Source organism: Serratia odorifera (assembly GCF_041448735.1).
Classification (GTDB): domain Bacteria; phylum Pseudomonadota; class Gammaproteobacteria; order Enterobacterales; family Enterobacteriaceae; genus Serratia_F; species Serratia_F odorifera.
Window position 1 is genome coordinate 16,686 of sequence record NZ_JBGMUT010000012.1, and the last position, 19,201, is coordinate 35,886.

The following is a 19,201-nucleotide window of genomic DNA, read 5'->3' on the forward strand; positions in this document are numbered from 1 at the left end:
AGAGTTTGAAATGGTGCCGATAATAGGAGTCGAACCTACGACCTTCGCATTACGAATGCGCTGCTCTACCAACTGAGCTATATCGGCTTTGGGAGCCTGACCAGCGAGTGCCGGCCAGAGTGCGTCGAACAACTTATGCAAAAGCGCCCGGTGAGTCAATAGTCTGCTAACCGGACGTCGATTTTCTCATCAACCGTATACTTTGCAGGGTCACATATTGATGGCTCAAGGGCACAAAACTGCGCCCCTGAGGTGTGCCTTATGGTAACTGTCAGGCGTTAGCTACGCACCAGATCGTCGCCATAACCAATCCATTTATAGGTGGTCAGCGCATCCAGGCCCATCGGGCCGCGTGCGTGCAGTTTCTGCGTACTCACCGCCACTTCTGCGCCCAGGCCAAACTGGCCACCGTCGGTGAAGCGCGTGCTGGCGTTGACGTACACTGCCGAGGAATCCACCGCACGAACGAAGTACTCGGCGTTGCTCAATGAACGCGTCAGGATAGCGTCAGAGTGGCTGGTGCCGTGGGTACGAATATGATCGATGGCCTGATCGACATCGTCCACCAGCGTCACGTTCAGATCCAGCGACAGCCATTCATCGTCGTAATTCTCCGCCGCGACGGCCACCACCTTGGCTGGCCCGGCCTGCAACAACGGCATGGCGTTATCACTGGCATGCAGGGTCACGCCGCACTCGGCCATCCGCGCGCTCAGCGCCGGCAGGAAACTGTCGGCAATGGCGCGATTAACCAGCAACGTCTCCACCGAGTTACAGGCGCTCGGCCGCTGGATTTTGGCGTTTTCGATCACCGTCAACGCCTTGTCATAATCCACGTTGTCGTCAACATAGATATGGCATACGCCGATACCACCGGTAATGACCGGGATGGTGGACTGTTCACGGCACAGTTTGTGCAGGCCGGCGCCGCCACGCGGGATCAGCATATCGACGTAGCGGTCAAGCCGCAGCAGTTCGTTCACCAGCGCCCGGTCAGGGCTATCAATCGCCTGTACCGCAGCTGCCGGCAGGCCGCACTGTTCCAACGCCTGCTGAATCACCCTCACCGTCGCCTGATTGGTGTGGTGCGTCTCTTTGCCGCCGCGCAGGATCGCTGCATTACCGGTTTTCAGGCACAGGCTGGCGACGTCGATGGTGACGTTCGGCCGCGCTTCATAAATCACGCCAATCACGCCCAACGGCACACGGCGGCGTTCCAGCTTCAGGCCACTGTCCAGCAGGCTACCGTCCAGCACGTGGCCGACCGGGTCACTCAGGCGACAGACCTGACGCACGTCGTTGGCAATCGCCGTCAGGCGCGCCGGGGTCAACAGCAGGCGGTCAAGCAGCGCTTCGCTCATGCCGCTGGCGCGTGCTTGCGCCATATCCTGTTGATTGGCCTTTAAAATCGCTTCGCCGTTGGCTTCCAGCATGTCGGCCATCACCGCCAACACCTGATTCTTTTTCGCCGTGCTCAACACCGCCAGCTGCCAGGAAGCCCGCTTGGCGGCCTTCCCCATCTGCTCTAGCATGCTCACTCCTTAACTTACGATCATGTCGTCGCGGTGTACGGCCACCGGGCCGTATTCGTAACCGAGAATCTGGCTGATTTCCTGCGAATGGTGGCCGGCAATCATGCGCATCGCATCGCTGTTATAACGGCTGACGCCGTGTGCCAGATCGCGCCCAGCCAGATTGCGGATGCGGATCACTTCGCCACGGGAGAAGTCGCCCTTCACGTCGCGAATGCCCTTGGGCAACAGCGAGCTGCCGCGGGCCATAATGGCGTCGACCGCGCCGTCGTCTACGGTGATTTCACCTGCTGGCGGCGCGCCGAAGATCCAGCGCTTGCGATTTTCCAGCGGCGTTTCCAACGCGTGGAAACGGGTGCCGACCGGTTTGCCGTCAATCACGTCGCTAACCACACCGGGCTTGCTGCCGGCGGCGATGATCACGTCAATACCGGCACGGCACGCTACGTCGGCAGCCTGTAATTTGGTACCCATACCGCCGGTGCCAAGGCCGGAAACGCTGTCGCCGGCAATGGCGCGCAGCGCATCGTCAATGCCGTGTACTTCACGGATCAGCTCGGCCTGGGGGTTATTACGCGGGTCGGCGGTATACAGCCCTTGCTGGTCGGTCAGCAGCAGCAGTTTATCCGCGCCGGCCAGAATAGCCGCCAGCGCCGACAGGTTATCGTTGTCGCCAACCTTGATTTCAGCGGTGGCAACCGCGTCGTTTTCATTGATAATCGGCACGATGCGGTTATCCAGCAACGCCCCCATGGTGTCGCGCGCATTGAGAAAGCGCTCACGATCTTCCAGATCGGCACGCGTCAGCAACATTTGCCCAACGTGAATGCCATAAATGGAAAACAGCTGTTCCCACAGTTGAATCAGGCGACTCTGCCCTACCGCCGCCAATAACTGCTTGGAGGCAATGGTGGCGGGCAGTTCGGGGTAACCGAGATGTTCACGGCCGGCGGCAATCGCGCCGGAGGTCACGATGACAATGCGGTGTCCCGCCGCATGTTGCTGTGCGCACTGGCGCACCAGCTCGACAATGTGGGCACGATTCAGACGCAGCGATCCGCCGGTCAACACGCTGGTGCCCAATTTCACAACCAATGTCTGGCTGCCGTTCATAATTATTCGCCGTTGAAAGAAGAAGAAATGCAAAGGACGTTGTAACAGGAGAGACGCGTTATGCCAACAGGCACAACGCGAATTCAACTCAAATGTCCGCAGAAATTGACTCAAGCAGAGAGTTTGATGGGGTGCTCTTTGAAATCATCCGCCGGTTCCAGCGTCAGATTCATGGTGGCCAACAGTTCGCCGAGACGCTGATGGAAATCACGCAGCGTGGTTTCCAGCTTGTCATTTACTTCAGCGTCTTTAATCTTTTCGGCTTTCCATACGCCTTCTTTGTCGAACAGTCCGAACTGATAAGCGTAGGTAAAACGCGACGCTTCTGCCCGCAGCTCCATCCACCAGCCCCAGAACTCACGCTTCTCTGGCGCAGGCTTCACGTTGACGCAGACCGCAAGACAATCAAAGAAAAACCGGTCGTTCTCACATTGCCCTTCACGCAGGTACGGCCCTAAGCTGGCAAACTTTTTCATTAGTCGGCTTTTAGGGTGACCACTCGGTAATGTCATGCTTCAACCTCCTCAATGTAGACCACTCTTTTTAACAAACTGTTAAAATTTAGCAACTAATTAACGCATTTTATCGCTCAGCCACCCGCTAATCTGCAATAGCGCCTGGTGGAAACTCCGGTACACCGGGCTGCGCGGAATAGCCAAAAGTTTGCCATCCAGTGAGGAGGAGACGATCAGCTGCGACTCTTCCTTCGGACTGAGCGCATCCTGTTGCCAATATCCGGCCAGCATCGGCGTTGGGCAGCGGCGGCCAAGCAAGCCTTGCATTTTCAGCGAATAACGGTTCAGTTCCATTTTCAGCGCCTGATCGGAGGCCGCAGCCATCCCCATACGGCTGGCCAACACATCCATATACATATCCGGCACCCGCTGCTGGTTACGCGCTTCATACAAAATACTGTGCACCACCGGGCCGAGGCAGGCAACGCCGCGCAGCCGATGCGGCTCCAGATACGCCAACCGCACCGCGACATTGGCACCAAACCGGAAGCCAAAGGCGCTAACGCGTTGATGATCGATCCACGCCACCGAAGGCAGTTGCCTGAGCACCTGTTGATGCAAAAAACTGGAATCCTGCGTCAACTTCCACTTGGACGAGGCACCTATCGACGGCATATCAATCGTTAACATGGCAATGCCGCGCGGCGCCAGATAATCGCTGAACAGGCGGTGATAATCGGTTTGCAAGGTGTCGAGGCTGCCGCACATCAGTACCGTTGGGAACGGCGCCTTGCCGTTGTCCGGCATATGCAGAAAGCCGGTAATCGGGCTGCCACCTTCAATATTGAACGACAGCTCCTTCAGTTGATACGGCAGCAGCAGCGCGGCTTCTTCGTAGGCGCGATTGGACAGCACCTCCGCCTGCTCGGCCAGTTCATCTCCCTTCAGGTGCGGATAGCCGGCGATGCTGTAAAAATTAGCGGCGTTCAGCCAATACTGGCCACCCAACAGCGGGTCCTGCTGTTCAACGGCCCGTTGCTGCCACTGCATCCCCTGGTGCACCCATTCATAAATCCAGTTGCCGTTACGGTAACCGACCACGGTATCCAGCAGCTGTGAGTCGCTATGCTCGGCGTCGGACGCCGCAATGCGCGACAGCACTTCAACGATCTCCAGCGCATCAACTCCGCGCCAGGTCCATAACAGTTGGTTGAGCATCCGATACCAGTTGTTGGCGGTGTCACCCTCCAGCGGGGTATGCAGGCTGGCCGCTTTGGCGTGATGCGCGCGCTGGATCAGCGTCGATGTCTCGCGGTGCTTGAATGAAGGTTTGAATAGAATTTCAGAAAGGTTGGCTTGTGCCATGGTAACAACAGCCTCCGTAAAGCTGGTCGTAGGCTGCAAAAAGCCTACTTAACGGAAGGTAGTGTACCTAACTCTGCGGCGAGAAACCAAAATATCCCGGACGATAGCGGGGAATTTACAGAAGATGACCGATAGTGAATATAACAACGCCCGGCATAACCGGGCGTTGTAACAGGCGAAATACGCCTCTGCGCTATCGTTGCCGTCAATCGCTACAGGCGGGTCAACGCGGCGCGTCTTGTCGAGGGGATTAACGGCCGCCGATCGGTGGCACGAAGCTCACCGCCATGTCCCACGGCTGCTCGATCCAGGTATCCTGCGGGATATCGACCACATAGTCGTCCACCAGCGGGCGACCGGCAGGTTTGGCGAAGATGGTGACAAAGTGGGCTTTCGGGTACATTTCGCGGATGGCTTTGGCCGTGCCGCCGGTATCCACCAGATCGTCTACCACGATAAAGCCTTCACCGTCGCCTTCGGCACGTTTGAGCACCTTCATTTCGCGCTGGTTGTCATGGTCATAGCTGGAAATGCAGACGGTATCGACGTGGCGAATACCCAATTCGCGCGCCAACAGTGCCGCTGGCACCAGGCCGCCGCGGCTTACCGCGATGATGCCGGTCCATTTATCGGCAGGCAGCAGGCGATGCGCCAGTTTGCGCGCTTGCATTTGCAACATATCCCAGGTAACAACGTATTTTTCGCTCATAGAATGGTGTCCCAGCCAACATTGAAGTGGCTTACTCAGTGATCAGGGGAAAAAAGGTTGCGCGAGATTATAGAGACTGGTTGCGATGAATACCAGTTGAACCGAGGAATTGATGCGGATTTCCTTGCGGACAAACGCAGGTGAATGATGCTGCCAAGCGCCTGCCTCACCGGCCAAACACCAGCGTTACCGCAAATAAACAGCGCAATGCGGTACGCGCACCCGGTAAAAGAAAGTGATATTCTCTGCCTATCGTGCCGAAGACGCACAGATACCCATTAACCTAACCGCACGGCATTGCCGCCACCTGACGTATGCCGTAACAGGAGACTTAACGTGTCTGAACTGTCTCAACTTTCACCACAGCCGCTGTGGGATATTTTTGCCAAAATCTGCTCTATTCCTCACCCGTCCTACCATGAAGAACAGCTGGCACAGCACATCCTCTCATGGGCAAAAGAAAAAAACCTGCACGCCGAACGCGATGCCGTTGGCAACATTCTGCTACGCAAGCCGGCCACCAAAGGCATGGAAAATCGCAAGCCGGTCGCCTTGCAGGCGCACCTGGACATGGTGCCGCAGAAAAACAACGATACGCAGCACGACTTCACCAAAGATCCGATTCAACCGTACATTGACGGCGAATGGATCAAGGCTCGCGGCACCACGCTGGGCGCCGACAACGGCATCGGCATGGCCTCGGCACTGGCGGTGCTGGCAGATGACAGCGTTGAGCACGGCCCGCTGGAAGTGTTGCTGACCATGACCGAAGAAGCCGGCATGGACGGCGCCTTTGGTCTGCAACCCAACTGGCTGCAGGCGGAGATCCTGATCAACACCGACTCCGAGGAAGAAGGCGAAATCTATATGGGTTGCGCCGGTGGTATTGACTTCATCACTACCCTGCCCCTGCAACGCGAAGCGCTGCCAGCCGGTTACCAAACGCTGAAGCTGACCCTCAAAGGGTTGAAAGGCGGCCATTCCGGTGCCGATATCCATCTGGGGCTGGGTAACGCCAACAAACTGCTGGCACGCTTCCTGTTTGATCATGCACCGCAGTTGAACCTGCGCCTGCTGGAACTGAACGGCGGCACGCTGCGCAACGCCATTCCACGTGAAGCCTTTGCCTGCGTGGCAGTACCGGCCGATCGGGTTGACCAACTGAAAGCGCTGAGCCAGGCGTTCCTGGCAACGCTGCAAAACGAGCTGTCCGCCAAGGAAAAGAACATTACCGTGTTGCTGGAGCCAACCACCAGCGCATTGCAAGCGTTGAACGCTGACAGCCAGCACCGTTTCCTGGCGCTGCTCAACGGTACGCCAAACGGCGTGATCCGCATGAGCGACGCGGTGAAAGGCGTGGTTGAAACCTCACTCAACCTCGGCGTAGTCACCACCGGAGAACAGGAAGCGGAAATCATCTGCCTGATTCGTTCACTGATCGACAGCGGCAAGGATTATGTGGTCGGTATGCTGACCGCGCTGGGCCAACTGGCAGGTGCCAACGTGGCACCAAAGGGCGGTTACCCGGGCTGGCAGCCGGATGCGGACTCACCGGTAATGCATCTGGTGCGCGAACTGTATCAGCAGCTGTTCAACAAGACGCCGAACATTATGGTGATCCACGCCGGTCTGGAATGCGGTCTGTTCAAGAAGCCTTATCCGCAGATGGATATGGTTTCCATCGGACCAACCATCACCGGGCCGCACTCGCCGGATGAGCAAGTGCACATCGGCAGCGTCGGCCTGTACTGGCAGTTGCTGACCCAGTTGCTGAAAGCGATCCCCGAACGCGGTTAATGCCAACGACGGCCATGGCCGACGCAGACAGCAGGCGTCGGCCATGGGCTTAGGCGGCAACCATCGCCGGGTTCGCCCGGCCGCTACGCGTCCCACGGCAGCAGTAGCTGCCGCTCCAGCTGCGGATCGAGCAGCGTCACATGCAGCCCCACCAGGCGCACGCCACGCCCCTCGCGCCGCTCACACCATACCTGCTTTGCCACCGCCAGCAAATCTGCCTGATTTAATACCGGCCACAGGTGTTCCTGGGTAGTGAGCTGGAAATCCTGAAACTTCAGCTTTACCCCTTGACGCGCGATATGCAAATCGGGTTTCACCTTGCGTAGGCGCATTTCCAGTTCTGGATACAGCTTATCGACAATCAACTGCTCACAATCTTGCCAATCATGAATATCTGCCGCCAAGGTTCGTTCTACGCCAACCGATTTACGCAGGCGCTCCGGTGAAACGCTGCGTTCGTCGATCCCCTGGCAGCGTTCCCATAATACGCGGCCAAATTTGCCGAAACGCTTTAACAGCGCCGCAAGGTCGTAGCGCTGCACGTCGGCGCAGGTGAGTAACCCGACTTCCTCCAGGCGCTTAGCCGTTACTTTCCCGACGCCGGGGATCTTGCTCAGCGGCAGCTGTTGCAAAAAAGCCGGCACCTGCGCTGGCGTAATCACGTATTGGCCATTGGGTTTGTTCAGTTCCGACGCGATCTTGGCAAGGAATTTGATTGGCGCAATGCCGGCGGAAGCGGTGAGCTGCAATTCGTCAAAAATGGCCTGACGAATATGCTCGGCTATCAAGGTTGCCGAGCCGTTGCAGCGTGGGCTATCCGTCACGTCGAGGTAGGCCTCATCCAGCGACAGCGGTTCGATTAATGACGTATAACGCGCAAAAATTTCGCGAATATGCTGTGAGGCTTCTTTATAAGCCGCCATGCGGCCGGGCAACAAGGTTAAATGCGGGCAGAGTTTCAAGGCCATGGCGCTGGACATGGCGCTGTGCACGCCAAAACGGCGTGCCGGGTAGTTGGCGGTGCTGATCACCCCGCGCCGATCGGCACTGCCGCCGATCGCCAGCGGTATATCGCGCAGACTGGGATTGTCGCGCATTTCTACCGCGGCAAAGAAGCAGTCCATATCGACATGAATGATTTTACGCATGCGCCCTCCAATAACACTGTATAAGTATACAGTAGCAATGGGAAAGCTCAAGTCTGGTTTTAACGTATGTTTTATCGAAAAAGCATCGTTATTTTCTATTTGTTAAAAAAGCTTAATTTTTCAAGCGTATCATTTCAGGAAATAATCGTTACGCCTCATAAATGACGCTTACCCTACGCACAAGAAGGTGCTCAATGACTACTTTTTCCCGTTATGTATTGGTTTCGGCATTATCCCTGATCTCCACCCTCGCCAGCGCAGCCAGTGGTCATGCGCCAGCCATCGTTGCCCATCGCGGCGGCACCGCCGATGCGCCGGAAAATACCCTGGTCGCCATTCGCAGCGCGCTGAAAAACGGCGTCGACGCGGTGTGGATCACGCTGCAACAATCCAAAGACGGCGCGATCGTGCTGTACCGCCCTTCCGACCTGAGTTCGCTCACGGATAAAACCGGCGCGGTTTCCGCCTATAGCGCAGATGAACTGGCCAAGGTCGATGCCGGCTGGTCGTTTGGCAAAGACGGTCACCACCCGTTCCGTGGCCAGGGGATCGGCATCCCGCGACTGGACACGGTGCTACAGGAATTCCCGAAAGTGACCTTCTACCTGGACATCAAATCTCCCGATGCCGATCCGGCGCAATTTGCCAAAGCACTGCTGGCAACGCTGGAAAAGGCCGAGGCGCTTGACCGCACGCGGGTCTATTCTACCGATGCCCGTTACCTGGCGGCCCTGCCAGCGGCGATTAAACGTTTTGAAACCCGCGATGAAACCCGCACATTATTGGCCAACATCACCATGGCGCATCAGTGCGACATAAAACCGGACGGCAATCAGCCCCGTTGGTATGGGCTGGAATTGAAGCGTGAAGTCGAAGTGGTAGAAAAGTACACTCTGGGCGAGGGCCGCTCCAAAGCGCTGCTGACCTGGGACAAGGAATCGATCGATTGCTTCCGCTCCAAAGGGCCGGCGCACATCATTCTGTTTGGCATCAATTCCGCGCAGGATTATCAGCAGGCGCTGGCATTGGGCGTTGATGGCGTGATGGTCAATTCGCCAAAGGATGCCCTGCGTTTTCGCAAGGCGAAATAAAGCGCGGTTGTCGTGCGCTGCGTGCAGCGCACGGTTTACAGGATGCGGTGTTTTTCCAGTTGCTCGCGGCGCAGCGCTTCTTTCGCCAGGCGTTTTTTACGCGCATCGCACGGCTCCGGGCAATCGCACACTTTGTCCATGCCCAACGCGGTAATACCGCCGCAACTGCCTTGCAGGCTCTTGCGTTTGAACACGTAACCGAGCGACATGCCGCCGATAATCAGCAAAAACAAAATAAAGCTTGCGACAAATACCGTCAGCATGGCGGCCTCACTGATTTTTCTTTAGATAAGGTTTAAACGCATTGGAATAGCGCTCTTCAAAAACGTCACCGTTCTTCACTATCATAAACACCGGAATGCCCAGCAGATTCGCCAGAGCCAGGGCACGATCCGGCCCCATAACATCCAGCCCGGTAGACAGGCCGTCGGCGGTCATGCAGTTAGGCCCAATGACCGTGATCGACACCAGATGGTGCGCGATCGGCCTGCCGGTAGTCGGATCGATGGTATGTGAATAACGTACGCCGTTCTGTTCGAAATAGTTACGATAATCCCCCGAGGTGGCGATCGCCATATTCCCCGGTTGGATCACCAGTTGCGCGCGTTGCTCCACTCCGGCGTTCGGCCGCTCGATGGCAATGCGCCATGGCAGCTCCTTGCCGTTATGGCCACGGGTACGTACTTCGCCGCCGATATCTACCATATAGTTGTTAATCTGCTGTGATTGCAAGTATTCCGCCACCACGTCCACGCCATAACCCTTGGCGATAGACGACAGATCAACGTACAGCTCGGGGATATGCTTCACCAGCGCGTTGCCCTGCACCGCCAGTTTATCGATACCGGTCCAGGCACGGCGCTGCGCCAGTTCGACATCGCTCGGCACCTTGTCCGGTCGCCCTTCCGGCCCAAAGCCCCAGAGATTGACCAGCGGCCCAACGGTCACGTCCAACGCACCGTCGGTAACGCGGTTAATCCTCAGCGCTTCGGCCACCACCTTCGCCGTCGCGGCCGATACCGGGAACGGCGTATCGACCTCGCGGCTGGCGTTAAAGCGGCTCAGCTCCGAGTCGGGCCGGTAGGTCGACATCTGGTCATTCACCTGCTCCAGACGCCGATCGATTTCCTTTTGCAACGTCTCGGCGGAAGGCGTGTTGTCACCGGTGAGATAACGGATCGAATAGTACGTCCCCATGGTTTTGCCATCGAGATTGACCTGTTCCGGTCCGCAACCGGTCAGCAACAGGGTGGCGCCAAGCGCCACCATCGTCATCCAGCCTTTCAGTGCTAGCGCGCGCATTTAGCCACCAAAGTCGTCGAGCATGATGTTTTCGTCTTCCACGCCCAGATCTTTCAGCATCTTGATCACCGCGGCGTTCATCATCGGCGGCCCACACATGTAGAACTCGCAATCTTCCGGCGCCGGATGGTTTTTCAGGTAGTTTTCCAGCAGTACATTGTGGATAAAGCCGGTATAGCCGGTCCAGTTATCTTCGGGTTGCGGATCGGACAATGCCACGTGCCAGGTGAAGTTCTCGTTCTCATCCTGCAGATGGTTGAAGTCATCTTCATAGAACATTTCACGCAGCGAGCGCGCGCCATACCAGAAGGTGATTTTGCGTTTTGACTTCAGGCGCTTCAACTGGTCAAAGATATGCGAACGCATCGGCGCCATACCGGCACCGCCGCCGATAAAGATCATTTCGGCATCGGTATCCTTGGCAAAGAACTCGCCAAACGGCCCGGAAATCGTCACCTTGTCGCCCGGTTTCAACGACCAGATATACGAGGACATAATGCCTGGCGGTACGTCCGGATTGTTCGGCGGCGGCGTAGCGATACGCACGTTCAGCATGATGATGCCTTTCTCGTCCGGGTAGTTGGCCATTGAATAGGCACGTACCGTGGTGTCATCAACCACCGAGCGGTAGCGGAACAGGTTGAAGCGGTCCCAATCGCCGCGGTACTCCTGCGGCACGTCGAAATCGGCATAACTGATGTCGTGCGCCGGGGCTTCGATCTGGATAAACCCGCCGGCGCGGAACGGGACGTCTTCGCCGTCAGGAATTTTCAGCTTCAGCTCTTTGATAAAGGTGGCCTTGTTATCATTGGAGATAACTTCGCAGTCCCATTTTTTCACGCCGAAGATTTCTTCTGGCAGCTCAATCTTCAGGTTCTGCTTCACATTGACCTGGCACGCCAGGCGGCACCCCTCTTTCGCCTCGCGTTTGGTGATGTGAGAAAGTTCGGTGGGCAGGATATCGCCGCCGCCCTCTTTGATCACCACGCGGCACTGGCCGCACGAACCGCCGCCGCCACAGGCCGAGGACACGAAAATGCCCTGGCCCGACAGCATGTTCAGCAGTTTGTCCCCCGCCGGAGCGTGGAAGCTTTTCTCTTGATCGCCGTTCACTTCCACGGCAACGTCGCCGGTGTTCACCAGTTTGGATTTGGCGAACAGAATCAGTAGCGCCAGCACCATCACGATGCAGGTGAACATCGCTACGCCTAAAATAATTTCCATAAATTTCCCGCCTTTATATCTGGGTTCTTATAACTGAACCCCGGAGAAAGACATAAAGCCCAACGCCATCAGCCCGGTGGTAATAAAGGTAATGCCCAGACCGCGCAAACCCGACGGCACATTGGCATACTTCAGTTTTTCGCGGATCCCCGCCATCGCAACAATCGCCAGCATCCAGCCGGTGCCTGAGCCGAAGCCATACACCACCGATTCAGCAAAGTTGTAGTCGCGCTGTACCATGAAGGAAACGCCGCCGAAGATGGCGCAGTTCACGGTAATCAACGGCAGGAAGATGCCGAGCGCGTTATACAGCGACGGGAAGAAGCGATCGAGGATCATCTCCAGAATCTGCACCAGCGCGGCAATCACGCCAATAAAGGTAATGAAGTTGAGGAAGCTCAGATCGATGCCTTCCACCAACGCGCCGTCACGCAGGATCAGGTTGTAAACCAGGTTGTTCACCGGCACCGCGATGCCGAGCACGATGGTAACGGCAATGCCGAGGCCAAAGGCAGTGGAGACTTTCTTGGACACCGCCAGGAAAGTACACATCCCGAGGAAGAACGCCAACGCCATGTTTTCAACGAAAACGGCGCGGACAAACAGGCTGATATAATGTTCCATCGGCGATTACTCCTTTTCGATCTGTGCCGGTTTCAAGGTGCGCAGCACCCAAATCAGCAGGCCGATGATAAAGAACGCGCTTGGCGCCAGCAAAAACAGGCCGTTTGGCTGGTACCAGCCGCCGTTTTGCAGGGTTTCCAACACCGGCATGCCGAACAGTTTGCCGGAGCCGATCAGTTCACGCAGGAAGCCGACCAGAATCAGGATCACGCCATAGCCCAACCCGTTGCCGATACCGTCCATAAAGCTTTCGATCGGCGGCGATTTCATGGCATAGGCTTCAGCGCGCCCCATCACGATGCAGTTGGTGATGATCAGACCAACGAACACCGACAGCTGTTTGGAAATTTCAAACGCATAGGCACGCAGCACCTGATCGACCACGATAACCAGCGACGCGATAATCGCCATCTGTACGATAATGCGCACGCTGTTCGGAATGTGGTGGCGGATCAGGGAAATGAAGAAGCTGGAAAACGCCGTCACCAGCGTCACGGCAATGGTCATCACCACCGCCGTTTCCAATTTGGTGGTTACCGCCAGCGCGGAACACACGCCCAACACCTGCAGGGCAATCGGGTTGTTATCAAATAACGGCCCCAGCAGAACCCGTTTAATCTCTTTGGAATCAGCCATTTTTCAGCGCTCCTTCACGAACTTTTTTCAGGAACGGGCCGAACCCCTGTTCGCCCAGCCAGAAATCAAAAGTGTGCTGCACGCCGTTGGAGGTCAGCGTCGCGCCGGATAACCCGTCCACGCCGTGCACATCGCCGGCACGCGCTCCGCCTTTCACCACGCGGATAGCCGGCTCGCCGTTATCGTCAAACAGCTTCTTGCCGATCCATTGCTGGCGCCAACTCGGATTTTCCACTTCACCACCCAGACCCGGCGTTTCCCCCTGGTCGTAGTAAGTGATGCCCTTCACCGTATTACCGTCGCTGTCCAGCGCCACAAACGCGTACATCATCGACCATAGACCGGTGCCGTATACCGGCAGCACGATCTTGTTGACCGCGCCAGCATCATCACGCACCAGGTAGATTTCGGCGTGGTTGCTGCGGCGCTTGATACCGGCATAGTCCTGACTGGCCGGCAGGGCGACGCTCTTGCTGTCGTCACGCAGCGCGGCAGGCAGATCGAACGCCGTGGCGTTGCCCGCCACGAACTCGCCGCTGTTCAGATCCAGCAGGCGTGGTTCAATACGTTTGCCAAAGGTCTGCTTCACCTGCTCTTGCGGCATGCCAGGCGTCAACAGGCCCGCCACGTCAAGGATGTTACGCTGCTTGTCCAGCAGCTTTTGTTCCTGCTGTTTGGACTTCAGACCGACGGCGGCTCCCGCCACCACCACTGAACACACCAGACACAGCAACAGCACTACCAGCAGCGTTTTACCGATGCTGTCATTTTTTGCTTCATTCGCCACGGGCTTTTCTCCGCTTGATGTTAGCCTGCACCACCAGATAATCGAACAGCGGTGCGAACAGGTTGGCGAACAGAATCGCCAGCATCATGCCTTCCGGATAGGCCGGGTTGACCACGCGGATCAACACGCACATCACGCCAATCAGGATGCCGTACCACCATTTTCCCTTGTTGGTAAAGGCAGCGGAAACCGGATCGGTAGCCATGAAAATCATACCGAAGGCAAAACCGCCCAACACCAGATGCCAATACCATGGCATGGCGAACATCGGGTTGGTGGTCGAACCGATAGCGTTGAACAGATAGGCCGAAGCAATCATGCCGACCATCACGCCGGCAACGATGCGCCATGAGGCCACGCGACCGAACAGGATGATGGCACCGCCGATCAGAATCATCAGCGTCGACACTTCCCCGATCGAACCGGGAATGTTGCCAAGAAACGCATCCATCCAACTAATGGATTGGCCAGTAGCGACGTTGGTCAGGCTGTGCGCCCCACCCGCGCTCCACTGAGCCAGGGGCGTTGCGCCCGAGAAACCGTCTGCCGAGGTCCACACCAGATCGCCGGAAATCTGCGCCGGGTAGGCAAAGAACAGGAAGGCGCGACCGGCCAGCGCCGGGTTGAGGAAGTTGCGCCCGGTACCGCCGAAGATTTCCTTGGCGATCACCACACCAAAGGTAATGCCCAGCGCCGCCTGCCACAGTGGCAGAGTGGGTGGCACAATCAACGCAAACAGTATCGAGGTGACAAAGAAACCTTCGTTGACCTCATGCTTGCGGATAATGGCAAACAGCACTTCCCAGAAGCCGCCGACGATAAACACCACGGCGTAGATTGGCACAAAGTAGGTCGCCCCCAGCACCATCTTGCTGACCCAGCCGGCATCCGGCGTCAGCGATGCCCCCAGCCATTGCGCCAGCTGATAATGCCAGTCGCCGGTCAATACCTGTTGCAGTTGGTCACCGCTGTACAAATGGTGCAGCGCCGGTATCGCCTGCTGGCCGACGTTGTACATCCCCCAGAACATCGCCGGGAATACCGCCATCCATACCAGGATCATCATGCGTTTCAAATCGATGGCATCGCGTACGTGCGACGCGCCATGCGTCACCGTGCCCGGCGTGTAGAACACCGTGGTGGTGGCTTCAAATAGCGGATACCACTTTTCCAGCTTGCCGCCCGGCGTGAAGTGATGCTCGATCTTGTCAAAAAAGTTCTTCAGGCCCATGGGTTATCCTTCCAGCTCAATCTTGGTCAGCACGTCGCGCAGCACCGGACCGTATTCATACTTGCCGGGGCAAACGAAGGTGCACAACGCCAGATCTTCTTCATCCAGCTCCAGACAGCCCAGCGCCTGCGCGCTGTCGGTGTCGCCCGCCAGCAGGTCACGCAGCAGCAGCGTCGGCAAAATGTCCAGCGGCATTACCCGTTCGTAGTTGCCAATCGGCACCATCGAGCGCTCGCCACCGTTGGTGGTGGTCGAAAAGGCAAACAGCTTGCTCTTCAGGAAGTGGCCCAGGGTGGTGCGAGTAATAGTGAATTTGTTCGGCGACGGCAGTACCCAACCGAGCAGCTCTTTCTCGCGCCCCTCCAGCAGTACCGAAACCTGGGTGTGAAAGCGACCGAGATAGGCACGTGGCCCAACGGCATGCACGCCACTCAGCACCGAACCGGAAATGACGCGGTTTTCGCCGGCTTTTAGCCGGTCAGCCGTCAGTTGGTCAAGGCTGGCGCCCAGACGGGTACGCAGCAGCATTGGCTGTTCAACCTGCGGCCCGGCCAGCGCGACAACGCGCTGGGTGTCGAGGCGGCCGGTAGTAAACAGGGTGCCAATGGCAATCACGTCCTGGTAACCGATATGCCAGACGGTTTTCTTCAGGCTGACCGGCTCCAGGAAGTGGATATGCGTCCCTACCAGTCCGGCAGGATGCGGACCGGCGAATTCGTTATAGTTGATTTGCGGGTTGCCGTTGCCGCTCAGCGTTCCGCCTGTGGCCTGGCTGACGTGGACTTTGCCGTCGGTCAGACGGCTCAACACCGTCAGACCCGCGTTAAAGGCCGCCAGCTGTTCGGCGATGATCACCTGCGGATCGGCCGCCAGCGGCTGGGTGTCCATGGCGGAAACAAAGATCGCCCGCGGTGAGCTGCCTGGAGGCGGGGTTTTGCTGAATGGCCGGGTGCGCAGCGCGGTCCACAGACCGCTGGCGATCAGTTCGCCTTCCACCGCAGCGCGGTCCAGCAGCGGCAAATCGGCCGGCTGATAGCTGGCAAACTCGACCTGCTCGTCGCCGCCGTTGGCGATTTCAATCACCACCGACTGCAACACGCGACGCTCGCCGCGATTGATCGCCACCACCTTGCCACTGGCTGGCGCGGTGAACATGACGCCGGGGTTCTTTTTGTCTTCAAACAGCGCCTGGCCTTTCTTGACGCTGTCGCCTTCCTGCACCAGCATGGAGGGGCGCATGCCAACATACTCTTCCCCCAGCAGTGCCACATGCTTGAGTTGCGGGCCGTCCTGAATCGCCTGAGCCGGCAAGCCAGCTATCGGCAGATCTAACCCTTGTCTGATTTTAATCATAGGATTTATACGATGTTTTATGGTTACACATGCCGTCGTGGCCAGGGCCAGTACCGACAATGCCAGGATTATGAGACGCTAAATATCGCCTCCGGGTTGGGTTCAACGGCATTGCGCCCAACGTGAATTCTCGGGTGAGATAACGTTTATTTTCATGTGTTAACTCTTGTGTTCGCCATACCGCGCTACGACCAACGTATTGCTGCACATTAACGTCCATTGCTTGCGCACCATTCGCGCGCCAAAACCGCAGCCCTGGCCATAGCAATACCGGGTGCGGCAGCCAGGGATGTTAACATTTTTCGCAACATTTTTCTTCATTCAGCAGTGACCTGAGTCAAGCAAACACAATTAAATTTCGCTGTAATCCCCTCATTAATCGTAAAAAACTGGGGCTTAATTCACTTTTATCGAGCTTTGTAGTTTTTTTATACATCTACCGTATTGATAAAAATAAACACGCTGGTAATCTGGCGAGGCATTAATGCAACAAAACACGTCAGTGGCATGCGGGCGAACTTGATTTCGTCGGCAGATAAATAATAAGCAGGAATAATTAATGAGCAGAATCGCGCTGTTGTTTGCGATGCTTTTTTCTATGCCGATGATCACGGCCTGCAGCGCGAGCGAGCAGGTGCCGGAAACGCCGGTGGTAAAACAGCAATTGTTGGGTTCGCCGGTCTATATACAGATATTCAAAGAAGAACGTAAGCTGGAGCTGTACGCCAAGATGGGTAATGAATTCCGGCTGGTGAACACCTTCCCGATCTGTAACTACTCCGGCGGCCTCGGCCCCAAACGTCGAGAAGGCGACTTTAAAAGCCCCGAAGGCTTTTATAGCGTTGACGCTCGCCATCTGAAGCCGGACAGCAAATATTATCGCGCCATCAATATTGGTTTCCCGAACGATTACGATCGGTCGCAAGGCTATTCCGGTGCCTATTTAATGATCCATGGCGAATGCAAATCGATTGGTTGCTACGCAATGACCAATGATTATATGGATGAGATTTATCGTTACGTCGAAGCGGCGTTTGCCTACGGTCAGAGCCGGGTGAACATCAGCATCTATCCGTTCCGCATGACCGAGCAAAACCTGCAGCGTCACCGTTCGTCGACCTACGCCAGCTTCTGGCGCCAGTTGAAACCAGGTTATGACTATTTTGTCAAAAACCACCAGCCGCCGATGATGGGCGTCGCCAACGGCCAGTACGTGCTGGGTAAACCGCTGATGGCCAGCGGGCAGGCTACCACGCTGTTTGCCTCGACCACCGAGCCGGCAGCGGTAAAAACCAATCCGTTCTCAGCCTCCCAGCCGCTCACCGTAGTGAAATAACGCATACTCGCCTGGCGCAATCTTGTGCCAGGTTTCGTTGCCGGTCAGCGGTTGGGTGGCAATCACCGTCACCACGTCGTTCGGCGTGGTCTGCCGCTGAAAATCAATCTCCACGTCCTGATCGAGCAGCGTTGCCTTGCCAAACGGTGCGCGACGGGTGATCCAGTACAGATTGGTCGAGCAAAATGCCATCACGTACTTGCCGTCCGACAACAACATATTGAATACCCCCTTCCGCCGCAGCTGATCGGCCAGCAAGGCGATATAGCGAAACACCGCCGGCCAACTGCTCGGCGTGCGCGGATATTTCAGCGACAGCTGATGCAACAGCCAGCAGAAGGCGTATTCACTGTCGGTCTGCCCTACCGGACGGAAGTTGCCGGTTTCCAGACGACGATAACCTTTCAGTTGCCCATTGTGCGCGTAGGTCCAGTTGCGCCCCCACAGTTCGCGGGTAAACGGATGGGTATTTTCCAACGCCACTTCACCGCGATTAGCCTGACGAATGTGCGACACCACCGCGCAGGATTTGATCGGGTACTCCTGCACCAGGCGCGCAATCGGCGAGTTGAAGCTGGGCTGCGGATCCTTGAATGTGCGACAGCCGTTGCCTTCATAAAAGGTAATGCCCCAACCATCCTTATGTGGCCCGGTGCGGCCACCGCGCTGAACCAGCCCGGTAAAACTGAAGCAAATATCGGTAGGTACGTTAGCGCTCATCCCGAGCAGTTCACACATCGAAAGCCACTCCTCAACCACACGGGTCACTGAAACATGCGGGCCGGCGTAGCGCGCCCGACATCATCGACACGGGGGCCTTGCGCCCCCGGCCGGTATTACGCCTTAACCATCTCTTTTTCGATCAGCTGAATCAAGATGTGAATCGCCTTGATATGAATTTCCTGAATGCGGTCAGCGTAACCAAAATGCGGCACGCGGATTTCCACATCGGCGGAACCGGCCATTTTACCGCCGTCTTTGCCGGTCAGCGTAATCACCTTCATGCCTTTGGCGCGCGCCGCCTCAATCGCCTTGATGATATTGCCGGAGTTACCGGAAGTCGAAATGCCCAACAGCACGTCGCCTTCACGCCCGACCGCTTCCACGTAACGGGAAAACACAAAGTCATAGCCAAAATCGTTGCTGACGCAAGACAGATGGCTGACGTCGGAAATGGCAATCGCCGGGTAGCCGGGGCGGTTTTCGCGATAGCGGCCGGTCAGCTCTTCGGCGAAGTGCATCGCGTCACAGTGGGAACCGCCGTTGCCGCAGGAAATCACTTTACCGCCCGCTTTGAAAGCATCAGCCAGTAATACCGCAGCGCGTTGAATCGCATCGATATTGGCATCGTCATTGATAAATTTAGCCAGCGTATCCGCCGCTTCGTTCAGTTCATTACGAATCAGATCGTGGTACATGAGGGAGCCTCTTTTTATCGTCAATCTTCCGCTGGGCAGTGTAACGGATCGTGGAAACACCGAGAAGCGCTGTGAAGCAA

General features: G+C 56.8%; 19 protein-coding genes and 1 tRNA gene. 3 read left to right on the plus strand and 17 right to left on the minus strand.

Features of this window, described 5'->3' with window-relative positions; all coding sequences use genetic code 11:
- Positions 1-11: 11 nt before the first annotated feature.
- The 6 genes from ACCC84_RS20500 to gpt all read right to left on the minus strand — a co-directional run bounded on the left by ACCC84_RS20500 (position 12) and on the right by gpt (position 5,174).
- Positions 12-87, minus strand: a tRNA-Thr gene (locus tag ACCC84_RS20500).
- A 191-nt stretch (positions 88-278) separates the two neighbouring features.
- Positions 279-1,532: a glutamate-5-semialdehyde dehydrogenase gene (gene proA / locus ACCC84_RS20505; protein ID WP_371902219.1), complete on the minus strand. Its 1,254-nt coding sequence runs from the start codon at positions 1,530-1,532 to the stop codon at positions 279-281.
- 9 nt (positions 1,533-1,541) lie between these two features.
- Positions 1,542-2,645 (minus strand): glutamate 5-kinase, encoded by a 1,104-nt coding sequence (gene proB / locus ACCC84_RS20510; protein ID WP_198773402.1) that lies wholly within the window; start codon positions 2,643-2,645, stop codon positions 1,542-1,544.
- 110 nt (positions 2,646-2,755) lie between these two features.
- A complete protein-coding gene (crl, locus tag ACCC84_RS20515; RefSeq protein ID WP_039991088.1) occupies positions 2,756-3,157 on the minus strand; it encodes a sigma factor-binding protein Crl in 402 nt (133 codons plus the stop codon).
- 60 nt (positions 3,158-3,217) lie between these two features.
- Positions 3,218-4,465, minus strand: coding sequence for an esterase FrsA (frsA, locus tag ACCC84_RS20520; protein WP_004954919.1), 1,248 nt, complete (start codon positions 4,463-4,465; stop codon positions 3,218-3,220).
- Between the two features lie 250 nt (positions 4,466-4,715).
- Positions 4,716-5,174, minus strand: a complete 459-nt coding sequence (gpt, locus tag ACCC84_RS20525) for a xanthine phosphoribosyltransferase (protein ID WP_004954923.1) — start codon at positions 5,172-5,174, stop codon at positions 4,716-4,718.
- Between the two features lie 336 nt (positions 5,175-5,510).
- On the opposite strand from gpt, the gene pepD reads away from it, so the two are divergent.
- Positions 5,511-6,971, plus strand: a complete 1,461-nt coding sequence (gene pepD / locus ACCC84_RS20530) for a beta-Ala-His dipeptidase (protein WP_088499876.1) — start codon at positions 5,511-5,513, stop codon at positions 6,969-6,971.
- Positions 6,972-7,054: 83 nt separating this feature from the next.
- On the opposite strand, the gene dinB is transcribed toward pepD, so the two are convergent.
- Complete coding sequence (gene dinB / locus ACCC84_RS20535) at positions 7,055-8,119, minus strand: DNA polymerase IV (protein ID WP_004954926.1); 1,065 nt, start codon at positions 8,117-8,119, stop codon at positions 7,055-7,057.
- A 194-nt stretch (positions 8,120-8,313) separates the two neighbouring features.
- Here dinB and ACCC84_RS20540 point away from each other — a divergent pair, with 194 nt between their 5' ends.
- Positions 8,314-9,210, plus strand: a complete 897-nt coding sequence (locus tag ACCC84_RS20540) for a glycerophosphodiester phosphodiesterase family protein (RefSeq protein WP_004954930.1) — start codon at positions 8,314-8,316, stop codon at positions 9,208-9,210.
- A 35-nt stretch (positions 9,211-9,245) separates the two neighbouring features.
- Here ACCC84_RS20540 and nqrM read toward each other — a convergent pair whose 3' ends face one another.
- From nqrM to ACCC84_RS20580, 8 genes are read right to left on the minus strand one after another with little or no spacing between them, the layout of a single operon-like run.
- Positions 9,246-9,473 (minus strand): (Na+)-NQR maturation NqrM, encoded by a 228-nt coding sequence (gene nqrM / locus ACCC84_RS20545; protein WP_004954934.1) that lies wholly within the window; start codon positions 9,471-9,473, stop codon positions 9,246-9,248.
- Positions 9,474-9,480: 7 nt separating this feature from the next.
- On the minus strand, positions 9,481-10,512 hold the full coding sequence (locus tag ACCC84_RS20550; protein WP_198773403.1) for an FAD:protein FMN transferase: 1,032 nt from the start codon (positions 10,510-10,512) through the stop codon (positions 9,481-9,483).
- Complete coding sequence (nqrF, locus tag ACCC84_RS20555; RefSeq protein WP_004954937.1) at positions 10,513-11,736, minus strand: NADH:ubiquinone reductase (Na(+)-transporting) subunit F; 1,224 nt, start codon at positions 11,734-11,736, stop codon at positions 10,513-10,515. It abuts the gene before it with no gap.
- Positions 11,737-11,763: 27 nt separating this feature from the next.
- Positions 11,764-12,360 (minus strand): NADH:ubiquinone reductase (Na(+)-transporting) subunit E, encoded by a 597-nt coding sequence (gene nqrE, locus ACCC84_RS20560; protein WP_004954940.1) that lies wholly within the window; start codon positions 12,358-12,360, stop codon positions 11,764-11,766.
- Between the two features lie 6 nt (positions 12,361-12,366).
- Entirely contained in the window at positions 12,367-12,996 is a 630-nt protein-coding gene (locus tag ACCC84_RS20565) for an NADH:ubiquinone reductase (Na(+)-transporting) subunit D (RefSeq protein WP_004954944.1), read from the minus strand.
- Positions 12,989-13,783, minus strand: a complete 795-nt coding sequence (locus ACCC84_RS20570; RefSeq protein WP_004954945.1) for a Na(+)-translocating NADH-quinone reductase subunit C — start codon at positions 13,781-13,783, stop codon at positions 12,989-12,991. The genes ACCC84_RS20565 and ACCC84_RS20570 overlap by 8 nt, the downstream gene beginning before the upstream one ends.
- Positions 13,773-15,014, minus strand: a complete 1,242-nt coding sequence (locus tag ACCC84_RS20575) for an NADH:ubiquinone reductase (Na(+)-transporting) subunit B (protein WP_004954947.1) — start codon at positions 15,012-15,014, stop codon at positions 13,773-13,775. The genes ACCC84_RS20570 and ACCC84_RS20575 overlap by 11 nt, the downstream gene beginning before the upstream one ends.
- A 3-nt stretch (positions 15,015-15,017) precedes the next feature.
- On the minus strand, positions 15,018-16,367 hold the full coding sequence (locus ACCC84_RS20580; protein ID WP_004954949.1) for a Na(+)-translocating NADH-quinone reductase subunit A: 1,350 nt from the start codon (positions 16,365-16,367) through the stop codon (positions 15,018-15,020).
- Positions 16,368-16,926: 559 nt separating this feature from the next.
- Between ACCC84_RS20580 and dpaA the strand changes: the two genes are divergently transcribed.
- Positions 16,927-17,703, plus strand: coding sequence for a peptidoglycan meso-diaminopimelic acid protein amidase (gene dpaA, locus ACCC84_RS20585; RefSeq protein WP_004954951.1), 777 nt, complete (start codon positions 16,927-16,929; stop codon positions 17,701-17,703).
- Here the strand turns inward: dpaA and ACCC84_RS20590 are convergent.
- Positions 17,671-18,441 (minus strand): class II glutamine amidotransferase, encoded by a 771-nt coding sequence (locus ACCC84_RS20590; RefSeq protein WP_004954953.1) that lies wholly within the window; start codon positions 18,439-18,441, stop codon positions 17,671-17,673. The two genes, dpaA and ACCC84_RS20590, sit on opposite strands and share 33 nt — an antisense overlap.
- A gap of 98 nt (positions 18,442-18,539) precedes the next feature.
- Entirely contained in the window at positions 18,540-19,121 is a 582-nt protein-coding gene (gene lpcA / locus ACCC84_RS20595) for a D-sedoheptulose 7-phosphate isomerase (RefSeq protein ID WP_004954955.1), read from the minus strand.
- Positions 19,122-19,201 lie beyond the last annotated feature (80 nt).